The 15,255-nt window shown below is 41.8% G+C and carries 13 protein-coding genes and 1 tRNA gene; 9 read left to right on the top strand and 5 right to left on the bottom strand.

Going from position 1 to position 15,255, the window contains the following annotated elements; all coding sequences use genetic code 11:
• From GCCT14_RS00150 to GCCT14_RS00140, 3 genes are all read left to right on the top strand, one after another.
• Nucleotides 1-523 (top strand): GTP-binding protein (locus GCCT14_RS00150; protein WP_239978350.1); only part of this gene is annotated, 523 nt, incomplete at its 5' end.
• A 60-nt stretch (nucleotides 524-583) separates the two neighbouring features.
• Entirely contained in the window at nucleotides 584-1,264 is a 681-nt protein-coding gene (locus tag GCCT14_RS00145) for a hypothetical protein (RefSeq protein ID WP_108623683.1), read from the top strand.
• Nucleotides 1,265-1,274: 10 nt separating this feature from the next.
• Entirely contained in the window at nucleotides 1,275-3,209 is a 1,935-nt protein-coding gene (locus tag GCCT14_RS00140) for a heavy metal translocating P-type ATPase (RefSeq protein ID WP_157952392.1), read from the top strand.
• Between the two features lie 46 nt (nucleotides 3,210-3,255).
• Here GCCT14_RS00140 and GCCT14_RS00135 read toward each other — a convergent pair whose 3' ends face one another.
• Genes GCCT14_RS00135 through GCCT14_RS00125 form a run of 3 tightly spaced genes read right to left on the bottom strand, consistent with a single transcriptional unit; the run spans nucleotide 3,256 to nucleotide 7,346 of the window.
• Nucleotides 3,256-5,085, bottom strand: coding sequence for a site-2 protease family protein (locus GCCT14_RS00135; protein WP_157952391.1), 1,830 nt, complete (start codon nucleotides 5,083-5,085; stop codon nucleotides 3,256-3,258).
• Nucleotides 5,086-5,101: 16 nt separating this feature from the next.
• Nucleotides 5,102-6,022 carry a metal ABC transporter permease gene (locus tag GCCT14_RS00130; protein WP_157952390.1) on the bottom strand — a complete coding sequence of 307 codons (921 nt, stop codon included), beginning with the start codon at nucleotides 6,020-6,022 and terminating at the stop codon, nucleotides 5,102-5,104.
• A 13-nt stretch (nucleotides 6,023-6,035) separates the two neighbouring features.
• Nucleotides 6,036-7,346 carry a metal ABC transporter permease gene (locus GCCT14_RS00125; protein ID WP_108623679.1) on the bottom strand — a complete coding sequence of 437 codons (1,311 nt, stop codon included), beginning with the start codon at nucleotides 7,344-7,346 and terminating at the stop codon, nucleotides 6,036-6,038.
• A gap of 173 nt (nucleotides 7,347-7,519) precedes the next feature.
• On the opposite strand from GCCT14_RS00125, the gene GCCT14_RS00120 reads away from it, so the two are divergent.
• The 4 genes from GCCT14_RS00120 (at nucleotide 7,520) to ruvA (ending at nucleotide 9,836) form a co-directional block, all read left to right on the top strand.
• A tRNA-Leu gene (locus GCCT14_RS00120) sits at nucleotides 7,520-7,602 on the top strand.
• A 19-nt stretch (nucleotides 7,603-7,621) separates the two neighbouring features.
• On the top strand, nucleotides 7,622-8,803 hold the full coding sequence (locus GCCT14_RS00115; protein ID WP_157952389.1) for a glycosyltransferase family protein: 1,182 nt from the start codon (nucleotides 7,622-7,624) through the stop codon (nucleotides 8,801-8,803).
• Nucleotides 8,788-9,249, top strand: coding sequence for a crossover junction endodeoxyribonuclease RuvC (locus tag GCCT14_RS00110; protein ID WP_108623677.1), 462 nt, complete (start codon nucleotides 8,788-8,790; stop codon nucleotides 9,247-9,249). The genes GCCT14_RS00115 and GCCT14_RS00110 overlap by 16 nt, the downstream gene beginning before the upstream one ends.
• An 8-nt stretch (nucleotides 9,250-9,257) precedes the next feature.
• Nucleotides 9,258-9,836: a Holliday junction branch migration protein RuvA gene (gene ruvA, locus GCCT14_RS00105; RefSeq protein WP_108623676.1), complete on the top strand. Its 579-nt coding sequence runs from the start codon at nucleotides 9,258-9,260 to the stop codon at nucleotides 9,834-9,836.
• On the opposite strand, the gene GCCT14_RS00100 is transcribed toward ruvA, so the two are convergent.
• Nucleotides 9,825-10,454, bottom strand: a complete 630-nt coding sequence (locus GCCT14_RS00100; protein WP_108623675.1) for an endonuclease III domain-containing protein — start codon at nucleotides 10,452-10,454, stop codon at nucleotides 9,825-9,827. The genes ruvA and GCCT14_RS00100 overlap by 12 nt on opposite strands.
• A complete protein-coding gene (locus tag GCCT14_RS00095; RefSeq protein WP_157952388.1) occupies nucleotides 10,447-11,355 on the bottom strand; it encodes a hypothetical protein in 909 nt (302 codons plus the stop codon). The genes GCCT14_RS00100 and GCCT14_RS00095 overlap by 8 nt, the downstream gene beginning before the upstream one ends.
• Before the next feature lie 112 nt (nucleotides 11,356-11,467).
• On the opposite strand from GCCT14_RS00095, the gene GCCT14_RS00090 reads away from it, so the two are divergent.
• Both GCCT14_RS00090 and GCCT14_RS00085 read left to right on the top strand, forming a co-directional pair.
• Complete coding sequence (locus GCCT14_RS00090) at nucleotides 11,468-14,311, top strand: preprotein translocase subunit SecA (protein WP_108623673.1); 2,844 nt, start codon at nucleotides 11,468-11,470, stop codon at nucleotides 14,309-14,311.
• Between the two features lie 8 nt (nucleotides 14,312-14,319).
• A complete protein-coding gene (locus GCCT14_RS00085; RefSeq protein WP_157952387.1) occupies nucleotides 14,320-15,213 on the top strand; it encodes a HEAT repeat domain-containing protein in 894 nt (297 codons plus the stop codon).
• The last annotated feature ends 42 nt before the right edge of the window (nucleotides 15,214-15,255 follow it).

Here is a 15,255-nt window from a genome sequence, read left to right as displayed (position 1 = left end):
GGTTGGAGTAACTGCGCAAGAAAAGCGTATTGCCCAAATGATCTTAGAACAAGGACTTGCCTGTGTTGTTTATTTAAATAAGTGGGACATTACTAAGGGTAAAAGAATGGAGCATGCGATTAAGGCGCTAGAAATCGAGTTAGCCTTTTTGAAGAGGGCGCCTATTATCGTCGGTTCGGCCAAAGAAGGTCTCAAAATTGAGTCCATGTTGGAAGCTATTGTAGAAATCGGCCACTCTTACAAAAAAAGGGTTTCGACAGGTGAATTGAACCGTTTCCTTTCCCAAATAACTGCTGCGCATCCTCCTCCGTCCGTGGAGGGGAAGCGTTTACGTATTTACTACATGACTCAATCCGGAATAGCTCCTCCGGAATTCGTCGCATTCGTCAACAGCACATCTTGTATCGTGGAGAGTTGGCAACGTTTTTTTATTAAAGAGCTCTCTTCATGCTTCGGTTTTAGGGGATTGCCGGTTCGCCTGCAGGTAAGGGGGAAGCCTCCACGTCGCCTTAATAAATATTAGAAAAGACAAGGAGGAGCTTTTCATGTTTAAGCTTATAGATCAAAAGAATGAGCGGAAATAATGCAATTAGAATCACCTCACTCAGGTGAAGAGGGCAGGTCAGACCTAAAAGGGAGATATATTCTTTCGAGGGAAGTACTTTCCCAGCTCTATCTCGATGCTGGGATTCACCTGCTCTTTTCAGGATTAGTTCTGTTGCTTGCTAACCCTCTTTCTTTTAGACGCTTTCTTTCTATTGCGTTTTGTCTATCAATTTGGGGGTGCGCTTGTTCCTTCTGGCTGGCCCAGCTTTCAATGCAAAGAGCTCATACAATTCTAGAACAAGAATTGGCACGAATTCGTGTAGATAGAAAGCGCGCAAAGGATGATCTGAGGACAATTTTTGCTCAATTAGGTGAGCCTTCCACAAGTCAATTCGTTGACATTATCTCAACTGATGATTTTACCTTCGTCAAGCTACTCTTATCAGGTCGGCACGGTCTCCATCCGTACAGCCTTCCGCATCCTAGTCAACATGCGTTGGCTGGGCTGTTTGGCTCTTTGATTGGATCTTTCTGTGTGACCGTCGTTTCGATTTTTAGATTTCCCCTTTCACTATTTCCAAGTGCTCTTCTAGTCGGAGGGCTAGGTGGATTGATTTTAGGGAAGTCATACAGAAACGACTTGCTGTCGTCATTCGTTTGGATGGCAAGCATTGTAGAAATGATTGCTGCTATTCTCTTCTTAACAAATGGATCGTAGGGTGAAGGTTGTGTCAAGGACACTAGGGAAACCCCATTTTGATTCCCAGGCTTTTTTGGCTAACTGCAGCCTAATTTGGGCGAATGCTTTTTCGACATTCGTATCTTTTTTCCTATCCGGACTCTTTCTGATTTCATTTTTACCTGATATCGGAAATTACGTTCTTCCGATCATTTACTGTGCATGTGGAACACCTGCTCTTCTCTCTTCAATTGAAAATTTGAAGGTGAGGTCATTTTCGATAGATGCCTTGATGACTATGGCTGGATTCTCCTCTCCTCTTATTGGTCGAGGACATGAAGGTGGTTTCTTGCTGCTTCTCTTCTTTTTGTCTAGAGAATTAGAGAAGAAGATTTTACACAAAGCCACTGATTCAGCTCATCTAGCCCAACTTCATGCTCCTCAAAAGGTGTGGGCACGTAAATTAGATCAATTGGTCCCAATTCACATCCGTGATGTACAGCTTGGAATGGAAATAGCCGTACATGCTGGTGAGATGATTCCTGTTGATGGTGTAATCATCTCAGGAATCTCAGAAGTGACAACGACTCAATTAAATGGTGAGTTAAATCCAAGTGCGAAAGCTCCCGGAGATATTGTTTACTCTGGATCTTACAATCAGCAAGCCTTACTTGTGATTCGTGTTACTAAAAAGGCCTCGGAATCTACTTTGGAGCGTTTAATTGGATTGATCACTAGCGCAAAAAGTGATCTTCCAGCTTCGCAAATAGTAATGGAAAAATACCAAAACTGGTACTCCCTTGCTGTGGTCGTGTTTTCTTTGTTATCTCTTTTTTTGATCCCTCTGCTCTGTTCTAACTGTTCATTTAGTGGTCCAGGTGGCTCTATGGAAAGAGCATTAGGCCTTCTGATTGCTCTTTCTCCTTGTGCAATAATGATTTCATTGCCTGCTTGTTATTTGAGCTCAATTAGCCGTTGCACTCGTAGAGGAGTTGTCGTAAAAGGGACAGCCCAGCTCGAAGTTCTTCCTTCTATCCGTACAATCGCCTTTGATAAAACTGGAACATTGACAGAGCCTCTTCTTGCCATGAAGGCTCTTCTAACTTGGAACGCTCAAGGAGAAAGAGTTGCCCCGCCAGAAGAAGGGATTAGGGCGCTTCTTCTTCTAGAGGATCAGACTCTGCATCCCATCGGACGTTCAATCGCTGTTGCCATCAGAGAACGTTTTGGCTCTTCTGATTTATCTTTCGAATTCGACAGAATAGAACAGTTTCCAGGACAGGGAATTACCTCAGTATGGAGAGGTGAAACTATTTTCATCGGATCGGAGCAATTAGCTGGAAAGTGGGTCCATAAAGAGATATTAAAAATAGCTCTCGAGGAAGGTCACAAATGGATTGAAGAGGGCGGAACAGCTAGTTACGGATGGGCTGATGGCCATCTCTTTCTGTTTTGTTTAGAGGAGAAGATCAGAGAGTCTGCGTCTCAGGTTATAGACTTCTTCAAAAATAAAGGGATTCATACGATCATACTAAGTGGGGACAGGCAAGAACAGGTGGAACGTGTCGCACATGCTCTCAACATAGATCAATTTTATTTTGACTTAAGTCCCAGACAAAAATTTGATCTAATTTCAGATCTTGTGCAAAAGACTAAAGTAATGATGGTTGGTGATGGGATAAATGATGGCCCTGCTTTAGCGAAAGCACATCTCGGTGTTGCCATGGGAGGCTTCGGAGAATCTCTCGCAACGGAAAGCGCATCTATTGTTCTTCTAAAAGACCACATCGAGCAACTACCTTGGCTCTTTCAGCAATCCATTAGGACACGCAACGTAATTCACCAAGGTTGGGCCTTAAGTCTGCTCTCAGTTGGTCTAGGCGCTCTCCTAGCCCTATCTGGCCGTTCGATGATCTGGTTTTCTGTTCTTCTGCACGAAGGAAGCACTATTCTAGTTGCCTTAAACGGACTTCGACTATTGTAATAAGCGAACTACACTAAATTGTTTAATAAGTTAATGAAAGAACTTATCAAAATAAAATTGAAATCAAATCTAATATAGATCGAACCGACAGAAGTGATAAGAAAAGAAGAAAAAACCCTATAAAAACTTTTTTCATTATTGCAGGTGGCAAACTCTTTCCTGTGCAAGCCTCAATCAAAAGAAAAAGCAAATGCCCACCATCGAGGACCGGGATAGGAAGTAAATTGAATAAGCCGAGTTGGAGGCTGATAGCTCCAATGAAATAAAGGAAATTAGTAGTTCCTTCACCAATTTCGCCGTATAAATGTTTAACTAATCCAATTGGCCCCACCATTTTCGGTTTTTTCCATTTTAGGAATAGGTCTGATAGAAGATTCAAGCTTTTCCATAATTCATTATTGAAAAGTGTAAAGGGCGAGACTTTCCAATACACAGAACGATCTGCAAACAGTCCGCCAATCACGAGCTGATCTTCTCTTGCTTTAACCAAACTAGGATAGACACCCTCTTGCAAAGATCCAAAATTAATCTTACTAAGTAATTTTCTAAGAGTTGCCATTTGCTCTGGGTAGATATCTTTGCGCCGTTTCATCTCAATGGGCCGCAAGAAGAAAAATGGCCCTATATCGGATTCAGGCTTGAAACTCTGTATTAAATTATGGAGCCTTTTATCATGGAAGGGCATCTCAAAGTCTTTGATGGAATCTTCAAGATTAAAATCTAATTCTTTGTCGCGATGAACTATTACAAAAATTTTTCGCTCCTGCAATTCTTTTCTACAATCAGCAATAGAGGAAACTTCTACGCCCTGAACGGAAAGAATCTTGTCACCGATTTCTAAGCCGTTATTTTCTACGGGTAGAAAGTATTCCGTCACACGAAGATCTTCTGACAACACACAAGGAATCCACCATGTGGATGGGGAAGAGGGTATTTCCCTAGAAAACAATAGATCTCTAAGTTGATTAGCTCTCTTAACCGAACCGTCCATTAAGTCTACCAATTGTAGACGAGGCGAATTTTTCCATTTTATTTCACCCGAACTAGTGCGAACACGTAGCAAGGCTGAATCTCTAGATAAAAGCTCTTCAAAATTCTCAAAACAAAAGATGAAACTACCGTTCAACCATACAATTCGATCTAAAGGCTCCATACCAGAAGAAACCAGAGGTGAGTTGGAATGAAATGGTTCCTGATAGACGACAAAGCTACCAGGTGCACTCACTCCGTAATTTTGAACCCCGTTACTCCAAGGAAGAGATTTAATTGTGCCTTCTAGCTTTTCTGACTCACTGCCTTGATATCCTATCGAAAGCGCCTTCACATCTACATAACTCTGCCTACTCCCACTCGAAAAATGATCATAAAAAAAACGCACAGGAGAACTCCCATAGGAAATAATGCGATCCCCAGAACCAAGACCTAGTTTTTTAAGGTCGCTATCCTCACAAATGGTTCCTATAAACGGATTCAATTCTCTGAATGATTTATATAGTCCACCTGATGTCCATAAAACGGAAAAAAAAAATAAACTAAGAAAAAAATTAGCAAAAGGACCTGCAAAAACCAAAAGAGCACGTCTCCAAATCGCTATCCTTGGAAGCTTCTCTTTCCCCTCTTCAGCAAATGGGGATATAGAATCGATCTGAACGACACCTCCAAAAGGGATACACCCAATCTGCCACTTTTCGCCGTTCCATGTGCGAGAGATTATAGGAGGCCCGATTCCTACGCTAAAACATTGAACTGGAATCCCCAACATTTTTGCGGCGATATAATGGCCCAACTCATGTAACAGAACCAAAAAAAATATTGAAAAAATGGAAAATCCAAGTTGTAGCGCTTTGGAGAAAAAAGATATGGCAGCCCCTTCCAAAAAGAAAGACTTAAAATTATGGAATAAAAGGCCGGGCGAAAAGATGTGCAAGGAAAAGAAATACAATTGAAACTCCTGAAGAAGATAAGGCAACACCAAAGTTTGTTAAACAACCACGAACGCAAGCAACTGATAATATTGGAAGCAATAGGGAAAGAATAATCCCGCTTTTCCACATCATTCTTAAGTTTAGGCTGATAGAGCGTGACCAAATCGGGACACCTACGAGATAGGCTAAAGGTAAAAATAAACCCATCACTCTAAGAGATGCCATTACAAAAATAGCGACTTGAAAAAGCAATAGCAACTCGAAAAGATGTGAATAAGCAAACAAACAAGAAGTAAATTCCCTATCAAAAACGAATGATATCAACCCTCTCTTGAATAAAAAAAATAGCATCAAGTTAAGCAACGAAGTGCCCAATAGAAGAAGAGTGTCAGACAGATTCACCAGCTCTATATTTCCTAAAATCAAATCAAGCCCTACATGAGCTTTACCCCAAAAGAGAGATACTCCAGCCACTCCTAAAGCAAAAAGCAACGAGAAAACGAGAGCAAGACTAGCATCTTCTCTTAACCTTAGACCTCTTCTGAAAATATGAGTCAACAAAGCAGTCACTAAAGCAGAAATAAAAGCTCCCAATAACACAGCAGATGAAGAGAGAGGTTGATCGGGATCTTGTAGCCTAAAAAGATTTGAGAAAAAAGCCCCCATAACAATCCCTATAAGGGATGTGTGAGAGACAGTATTCGAAAGCATCGTCATTCTGCTCAAATAAACAAGTGAACCAACGTAAGTTGAAAAACATCCAACCAAAACTAAACAGATTATCTGCATCTCATCTTGGGCAAGTTCGAAGAAGATCTCACCTGACAAAATACGGCGACAAATAATATAAAAAAAATCTATGAATCCCGACTGAAAATAAAGAAGCATAACAAAGCCCTCATCATTGAGGCGGTGGAATAGATTTTCCATGTGGATCTATGTCGAGTCCACCAAGCAACTGCTGAAGAGTTTCACTAGAATCTAGATCTACAGCATGTTCCATTTCTTCTGCATAAGGATGAACCGCCTCAGGTGACACTCCACCTTTTTCAACTAAATACAGCTCCCATAAGCGATGAAGTCGCAAAATTCGCAGGGCTTCTCGTTTACCCTTTTCCGTTAAAATATAAGAGTTCTTTTCAGTACAAGCCGACATGAAGCCACTTTGCACAAGATCACACAGCCCTCTTTCCACTCGAAGAAAATGTTCACCGACCAATGGGGCCAACAAATAAGCGGAAAAAGAAGAACATTCTTGCTTAACGCATGTCTTTAGTAAAATCTCTTGAAAGCATTTTCTTTTATAATTCCTTCTCTTTCTAACTCGCGCTAATAGACCATTCGGCCAGGCCATAACTTCAATCAACACAAATAAACCAATAGCAGTGAATACAATTGCAGGCCCCGGAGGAAGTCCAACTCCATAATGGAGGTCTAACCACAAACTTAATAGCAGCCCCAAAGAAGACGATAAAGCTCCCACAAAAGCGGAAAAAAGCGCCATAAAAGAAAATCTACTTAAGGCAACCATTGCGGATAGCGCAGGTGCAACCATCAAGGATGTAACAACAAAAATACCTCCGGCTTGTAGGCCAACTAGAATTGCAAGAGTCAACATTAACCGCATCAGGACAAAGAAAACTATACGCGCTCTATAAGGGAAAAGAGTGAAATCAGAATCAAACAATAAGAATTTTATTGGAGTCCTAAGTGCAACAAACGTAGATGTTATGAAAATCGCAACAACAACCAATCTGACCAAAGCATCCCATTCCAAAAAAATCGTCTGTCCATAAAGAAATTTCTGAGCGATGGGCAAAAGAAAAAAAAGTTTTTTTTGAAACAAACTTAGTAAAATCGAGCTGAATCCCATTGCACTCGAAAGAGTCCAACAAAATAGGGCGTCTTCTGGAACTCTCTTGCGATACAAAAACCGATAGCCCTCTATAAAGAACGAAATAACAAGCAAGATGAGAGAGAAAAGTACGAAGATGCTAGCCCAAGAAAAAAGTTCAATAGTTCCATAAAGTTCCCAAACGCACCAAAGGCCAATAAGTACGCCAGGATATGCTGCATGAGACAATACTTCAGCAAGAAGGCAGTTTTCCAAAAAATAGGCGAGAAAACCAACTAACCCACAAATCCACCCCATCAAGAAGCTTCCGAAAAGAGAAGGCAACATCAAGAGCAAAAATGAACTGTCGGAGAACATAGAGCGAATCCTCTTTCGTAAAGCGAAACAATTAGTTAGTGTAGTTCATAAGTTTATCTTGTTTTGAAAAGAGAGCAAGAACTAGACTCAGCGACCTATCTGTCGCAGCATCTGAATAAGACAAAAAAGCAACTAGCAATTCCATTTCCCAAAGTATTTTTTTAATAGACCAGGCGGAAGTGGCGGAATGGTAGACGCGCTACTTTGAGGTGGTAGTGAGGTAATTCTCGTGAGGGTTCAACTCCCTCCTTCCGCAGAAACGAGCGGTGGATTGTTTGCGAGTTTTTTATGTTCACGAAGATAGGCTTCCATCGGACAGTCCGTTGGGTGGGCATGTTTACTGTGTTAGTTTGCATCTGTCCAACTTGGGGTGTGAGGTTTGCCTAATTTTGGTCCATGGTTCAGGAACAGTAGAAGGCATTCATTCGTTTTATTTTGGACGCGAACCAATAATCCCAATCAATAATTTGAAACTGTGGCCTGTATTCTCTTTTTCTCCTTTCGCTCGTCGTATCGGGATCAGGACAACTTGGCCTATGCTTCGTCTCACTCGGTCCATCGTTGACTTTACTCAGCCTCATGTTCTTCTATTTTCTGACTGGAAAACAGCTAGATTCTTTCTTCAATACCGGGACCCTCAAATTCGATATGTTCAAGAAATTTTTCATCTCCCATTCTATCTTCCTACACGGGAGGATTGGAACAAAACTGGACAAGATGAAAAAAAAACCATTTTGGAATTCAAAAACACTCTCTACGCAACAGATCTGGTTATAGTTCCAACACAAGAGTTGCTCAAACAACTGCAAATGCCACCCTATTTCATGAGAGATATAACGATCAGGGTATTACCATTGGCATCTTCAGAAAACCGATTGCCCAAGAAGATCGAAGATAATGATAGGCCTCTCAAGCTGTTCTATGTGGGAGATTTAGAAGATTGGAATGGCCTGGACGATCTCGCCTGTGCCATGGAAAATTTGCTAGATATCGAGCTGCACATAGTTACACAGGACAAAGAAAGGATCCCTGGAGTGCGATCAAAGCTAGGGTTGATTTTAGGATCGAATAGATTATTCTTTCATACGCCCACACATTCTAAGAAAAAACGTGAACTGGTATGCGATGCGGATGCTTTCGTCTCACCTTTTCGAGATCAATCTCCATACGTTTACGAAGGGCATCCATCTTTGCCAGATTATATGACCTGGTGCCGTCCTATATTAGCCCCACACTTCCCGGTTATTAGGCAACTTCTTCCTAAAGGCCCATGGGAAGGCTTGCTTTACCACCCTGGATCGATTGACTCGATACAAGAAAAACTGCAGATGTTTCAGAATCCCACGTATCGTTTCATGATTTCTGAAAGTCTTTACGACTTTCATTTAGAAAGATGTTCTGAGCAATACCGAGCTCGACAAATGAAGCGTCTTATAGAAACATGTCGATCATATTAGGGATCGACCCAGGAACATTTTTAACTGGGTATGGAGTAATAGAAGGCGGAAAAGCGATAGATTGGGGCCTCTTCAAGACTTCTGCTCGTTCAGATCCTAACCAACGTCTTCTACTTTTGGGAGAAGCCTTTAGAGAAGCTTTAGATACTTATCGGCCAGATCGTCTGGCGATAGAACAAGCATTTGTAGGCCCTTTTCCTCGTCCAGCAATTGCTTTATCTCACTTAAGAGGAATCTTTATCTTCTTAACTAAAGAAAGAGGGATTGAGCTGGAAGAATACAGTGCAAAAGAGGTGAAAAACTTACTAACAGGTCGAGGTGACAGCAATAAACAAACAATGATACACGCTATAGCAAACAAATTCGATATCAATCCAAAAACTTTAAATGATAATTGTGCAGATGCCCTTGCCCTTGCATACTTCTCGTACTTGCTGAATAGGTAGACTAGTACATGATAGAATCAATACAAGGTGTCGTAGTTAAACTTGAAGAGTTCTTTCTATCTATTAGCTTAGGGCCGATACAACTTAAGCTACATTTCTTCGGTCAAATCACACCTAAAACAGGAGATAAGGTTACGATCCTAACCCATATGATATGGAAAGAAGATGGGCCACAGCTGTATGGTTTTCTGACAGAAGAAGAACTGAATATATTTCAAAAACTTACAAAAATTACAGGAATTGGTCCTAAAACAGCTGGGCGCATCCTAAAAACTCTAGGAGCAAAAAGTATAGAATCTGCTGTTCAACAAGGAGATATAGAATCACTCTCACAGGTCCGTGGATTGAGTGCAAAAATGGCTCAAAGAATTCTGGTGGACTTGAAATGCGAAGAAAAAAAAACTCGCTCGCCTTCCCCAACTTGGTGCCAGGAGGCCAAAAAAGCGTTAGTCCAACTAGGCCTTTCAAGTGCCGAAGCAAACCAATTGATTCAGGAAACTTGGTCTGAGAACAGGTCAATTCAGTCTCTTGAAGAACTTATTAGGTTAGCTTTGATGCGCATACCCAAAGTCGGATCAATACTGTAGGATCGAACAAAACGGGCAATTTTCTCTTTGATGCATACGACTCTTACAAAACTGTCTACCTGCTGCAATCATCTGTAAATGCACTCGAGACCATAATCTTTCAGGTATCAAACGCATCAGCTCACGCTCGACACCATCTCTAGATTTCGAATTAGCCATATTCCACCTTCTTGAACAACGAAAAATGTGAGTGTCAACCGGGAAAGCGTTATGTCCAAACCACTGAGAAAGAACAACCGAGGCTGTTTTTCTTCCTACACCTGGAAGAGCTTCAAGATCGGTACGATTATCAGGGACATCACCTGAATGAAAATTCAGCAAAAGCGAGGAAAGATTCCAAATCGCGTTAGCCTTTCGCATGCTTAGGCCACAAGGACGAATGATTTCACGAATTTCTTCTACTTTCATTTGAATCATCAAGTTCGGTGAATCAGCTTTTTGAAAAAGAATATCGGTAACTCTATTTACTCTATCATCGAAGCATCTAGCAGACAACAAAACTGCAATAAGAAAAGTATAAGAAGTGGAAGCTTTAAGAGATGGAGAAGGATTTGGGAAAAACTCATCAAGCAATCGCAGAAGAAGTGCAAGTTTATTTTTTGTAATTGTACTACTCATAGAGGTCAACAAAGAATCTTTGCTTAAATCTAATAAATCCATCTCTAGCAATGGGACTTGAGGGGTTTTTCAATCCTTCCAAAGCTGAAATAAAAAAAGATGTTTTCAATCTGCCTTCGAAAGGGACCGTGTCATCATAAGAAAACGAATAAAAAAACTTCTGTTTTTTGCTGCCTGACCACCTATCTATGGCTCCAAGATAGGCTAATTCCTCTCTCACTCCAGGAAATGTACTTTGGATAGTTTTCAGGAATGGATCATGCTCTGCAAGCAAAAGAGTTGGAAGCTCAAGTATGTCTTCATACTGGTTAACTAATATAGCATGATCACGACAACAACGTAGAAGCAGAATCACCTCAAATGTCGATGGGGGGTTGGACTTCCCCTCCTCTAATATTAGCCTTCGCAACTTATCTCCAATGGAAGCGCCGAACCAAAACGCTTGAACAGCAGACTCACAAACCGGAAATAAACGAAATGACTCCCGCTCTGAATAGGAGACGAACGTTCCATATACAAAGTTTGACGAAACATTCAGAGGAATAGGCAAAGAGTTTTCCAATTTTGCCCAGACCCAAATCATCCTCGTGCGTCTTCCCTCATGATCGTTGTAATCGATCATACCAAGAAATCCGCCGATCTGTGGTAGTGGGCATACTATTTGTGATTCAATAATTCGAACGAAAGCCTCTCGAATTGTTTCGAACGAATATCCAAAACCATTTGGCAATTCGAAGCACGTGCACCATTCGCCAAATGATGCTTTTCTTTGTAAGAAGAGCACTTCTGAACGATAATGAAGTACGATCCCCAAGGCAAAACGGTAAGATCGATCAACATCGTCCAAATCAGGCCAACTTTCTGGAGAGAAAGCCAGCAGTTCTTCCTCAAAAAGAAACACTTCAAAATACCCGATCAGTTGGGCCTTAATCTCCACTTAATCTATACTGCGGAGCCTTATCCAATACAAGTCTGACGGAGAGCTTTGGACTTTCCGATCTTCAAGTGAAACTATGTTCCGTTTGCTCAGGAAACTATTTGGATCCGCTCAGGAAAGGCGTCTCAAAACGTACTGGAGGATCGTAGAAAAAATTAACGCTGCAGAAAGACGTATCATTGAATCTGGTGTGGTCGATCTTTCTGCTGAGACAGAGTCGTTAAAAGCGCGTCACCAAAATGGAGAAAGTCTCGAAAAGCTTCTGCCTGAGGCTTATGCGCTTGTAAAATGTGCTTGCCGCCAGCTTTGCGGCACTTCTATCAACTGTACTGGTCAAACGATTATTTGGGACATGGTGCCATTTGACGTTCAGCTTGTTGGTGGGGTCGCGCTTCATTTTGGTACAATTGCAGAGATGCAAACTGGAGAAGGGAAGACCCTCACAGCTGTTCTTCCTTCCTATTTACATGTGCTGTCCGGTGAGCCGGTCCATATTGTTACCGTAAATGATTATCTTGCCCAACGTGACTGCGAATGGAACAGTTACCTGTTCAATCTTTTGGGAGTTTCTTGCGGGTTTCTTAAGAACGAAATGTCACATGGTGAACGCAAAAAGACATACGACAAAGAAATTGTATACGGTACGGCCTCAGAATTTGGGTTTGATTACCTACGTGATAACTCCATAGCTACGTCGAAAGAAGAGCAGGTTCAAGGAGGACATTCGTTTGCGATCATCGATGAAATCGATTTCGTATTGATCGACGATGCACGAACTCCATTGCGTATCTCAGGCCCCAGCAGATCGAGCGGTCATCTCTATGAAGAATTGAAGGAGAAGGTTGCTAATTTGGTCAATTCTCAAAAAGAGATTTGCAATCGCATTGCAAATAAAGGCTGGAAACTTCTGAGGGAAGCAAACGCAACAGATGCGGAGATGGACAGCTTTAGCAAAAAACGGTCGAAGAAGGAAGAAGAGAAAATAGATGAAGGAGTCCTTTGCCTATGGGTAGTTAGCAAAGGGACGCCAAAGAACAAAATCTTGAAAAAAGCTCGTGAGCTTCCATTTATTCGCAATCGACTCGATCGGCAAGATCTGCTTGCTTATGGCGAAACAGCGAAAGAAACTCGAGCTTACCTAGAAGACCAATTACTTATACTTGTTGACGAGAGATCGAACGACTTCGAATTAACAGATCAAGGGATCAAGAAATGGATTGCCATGCAGAATAAAGAGGGGGACCTTGCCGGCATGGATCAATTCGAAATGATAGATCTTGGAGAAGGCTTATCTCAAATCGACGATCTTGAGATTGACATACACGAAAAGATGCAACTAAGGGCTGATCTCTACAGAGAGGATGCTAGTCGAAAAAAACGCATGCAGAATTTAACTCAACTTCTAAGAGCTCATCTTTTAATGGAGCAGAACGTCGACTACATCATACAGAATCGCAAAATAGTTATCATCGACGAGAACACAGGTCGCGCTCAACCAGGAAGGCGTTATTCGGAAGGTCTTCACCAAGCTCTTGAGGCAAAAGAAAGTTTACCCATTCAAGTTGAGACAATCACTTACGCGACAATCACCTTGCAAAACTACTTTCGGATGTACAAGAAACTTTCTGGCATGTCCGGTACTGCTGAGACAGATGCGCAAGAATTTAAAGATATCTACGGATTAGAAGTTTTATCCATTCCTACTCGAGTTCCATGTCTTCGGAATGAGGTCGATGACCAAGTTTACATGACAGAAAGAGAAAAGTACGCTGCGATTTTAGAAGAAATTCAGACAATTCACACAAAGGGTCGTCCAATTTTAATTGGAACACGCTCCGTTGACGAATCGGAAAGAATGTCTCGACTTCTCTCACATAATGGATTGGGCCATACTGTCTTGAATGCCAAGCACCACGCTATGGAAGCGGAGATCATCAGTAAGGCCGGCAGTCCAGGAGCAATTACGATTGCAACAAATATGGCTGGTCGAGGAACAGACATTCGTCTAGGCGAAGGAGTCGCAATCAAAGGTGGCCTTCATGTCATTGGATCACGTCACTTCAGCCGTAGAAATGACAGACAGTTAATCGGTAGGTGCGCCAGACAAGGCGACCCTGGGTCTTCGGTTTTTTTTGGATCTTTCGAAGATGATCTTATGAGGTTATTTGCCTCTCCCAAAATGTTACAGGTGATTGGCCACTTTCGTCCACCAGAGGGTGAAAGCATTTCAGCTCCTATGCTTACTAAGGCAATCGATAACGCACAAAAGAGAATTGAACAAAGAAATTACGCAATTAGGAAACACACCCTTGAATACGACGACGTAACATCGAAGCAGAGAGAGAGCATATATAATTTGAGACAGAGAATCATCTCAGAGGATGAAGATATTTTCTCTCTTGTTAAAAATGCAATCTCTAGAACTTGTTATGTGCGCATGTCTGAATTATTTGACAAAAAAAATGAGAAAACGTGCTCTGGTGAAACGTGCGCAGCTTGGGCAAAAGGATTTTTTCCGATTGATGTGAACAAAGAAACTTGGAAACAAGAAAAACTTACTGAAGATGTAGCAGCTAAATATTTAGAAGAAGAGCTCATTCAATTGCTTTGCGAAAAACGCTCACTTCACGATCGTCTGGCCAGCGAAGATGGATTGTCTGTCAATTTCAATCGAATTCTCCGTTGGTGCGCTGTTAAAAGGCTTGATCAAATTTGGCAACAGCATCTACAGGCAATGGACTATTTACGTGCTGAATTGCCATTAAGGGTTGGGAATTATCGTGACCCTTTACTGGAATTCAAGCATGAAGCTCTATCTCTCTTTCAAGAAACTGTTCAGCGATTCTATTCCCTTGTTGGGTTAGACTCTTTGCGAATTGATACGATGGTCAACGCAGAAGAAACTCCCGCACTACAATAGGTCTTTAGATGCAGAACCTGACAAATCAACACCTCCTAGCTGTAGATGAGTCGGATTGCACCATTTTGATGCATCGAGACGCACATTTTGGTGGGTCATTTCGAGAGATGATCGATTACTATGAGAAGGATGGTAAAGGGGGACATCCTGATATTTCAATCGAACGTATACTTCGGCTTCAAGCATTGGAACGAGAATTTAAAGGCGACCTTTGCGATTTATTGCTTTCTCCCCATCAAAAAAGGGATATACAACACGCCCAGCGGGCTTATTCTCTTTTACGCTCTTCTTACGAGAAAGTTTCTGAAGATCCGGTTCCGGCCCTAATAGCAGACCTACTGCTTTCAGAAGAAGTGGAACCAGAGAATGAGATTCAAGCTATTTTGGCCGTTGGGTCAAAGGCTGTCACATCCTTGATTGCCTTATTCGAATCTGAACAATTTCACTCGTCTCTCTTCCCAGGATACGGATTTGGCCCTGAGTTAGCTGCCCGCTGTCTGGGTGGGATCGGGGATTCAAGGGCAATTATTCCACTCTTTCAAGGGATGGGCAATAGTGATTTCTTTACAGAGGATGCTATTGTTGAGGCATTAAAAGGGATCGGGAGAGAAAGCGAAACATTTCTTCTGAGGCTTCTCCAATCTAAACCCTTCACCGAGGAAAACGAGCATGCAGCTTTGGCCTTGATCTACTTTCGAGATCGCTTCGAAGTAGCCCGAATAGCCATGGAAATGCTACTTAGTGGAGAGTGGAACGAACATCTATCTTTGTGTAACTATCTGGTTATGATAGCCGGAGGTCTTGTCGGGACACATTTGGAACACCAGCTTGAACAGCTAGCCAAAATGGATAATTTACCTCCTCTTCTTAGGCAAGATTTGAAGAATATCCACGAACGGTAGAGGAACCTACCAGTGGAGGCGTTATGGGGATCAAATAAAGTC

The sequence above is a fragment of the Candidatus Similichlamydia epinepheli genome, from assembly GCF_003056015.1.
Note: the sequence above shows the minus strand (reverse complement) of the source record. Positions and strands in the feature narration are given on the sequence as shown.

Excerpts from the sequence above, each read along its gene's own strand:
- GCCT14_RS00145 (WP_108623683.1), top strand. The coding sequence starts at position 584 with ATGCAATTAGAATCACCTCACTCAGGTGAAGAGGGCAGGTCAGACCTA.
- GCCT14_RS00130 (WP_157952390.1), bottom strand. The coding sequence starts at position 6,022 with ATGCTTCTTTATTTTCAGTCGGGATTCATAGATTTTTTTTATATTATT.
- GCCT14_RS00125 (WP_108623679.1), bottom strand. The coding sequence starts at position 7,346 with ATGTTCTCCGACAGTTCATTTTTGCTCTTGATGTTGCCTTCTCTTTTC.
- GCCT14_RS00110 (WP_108623677.1), top strand. The coding sequence starts at position 8,788 with ATGTCGATCATATTAGGGATCGACCCAGGAACATTTTTAACTGGGTAT.
- ruvA (WP_108623676.1), top strand. The coding sequence starts at position 9,258 with ATGATAGAATCAATACAAGGTGTCGTAGTTAAACTTGAAGAGTTCTTT.
- GCCT14_RS00100 (WP_108623675.1), bottom strand. The coding sequence starts at position 10,454 with ATGAGTAGTACAATTACAAAAAATAAACTTGCACTTCTTCTGCGATTG.
- GCCT14_RS00090 (WP_108623673.1), top strand. The coding sequence starts at position 11,468 with ATGTTCCGTTTGCTCAGGAAACTATTTGGATCCGCTCAGGAAAGGCGT.
- GCCT14_RS00085 (WP_157952387.1), top strand. The coding sequence starts at position 14,320 with ATGCAGAACCTGACAAATCAACACCTCCTAGCTGTAGATGAGTCGGAT.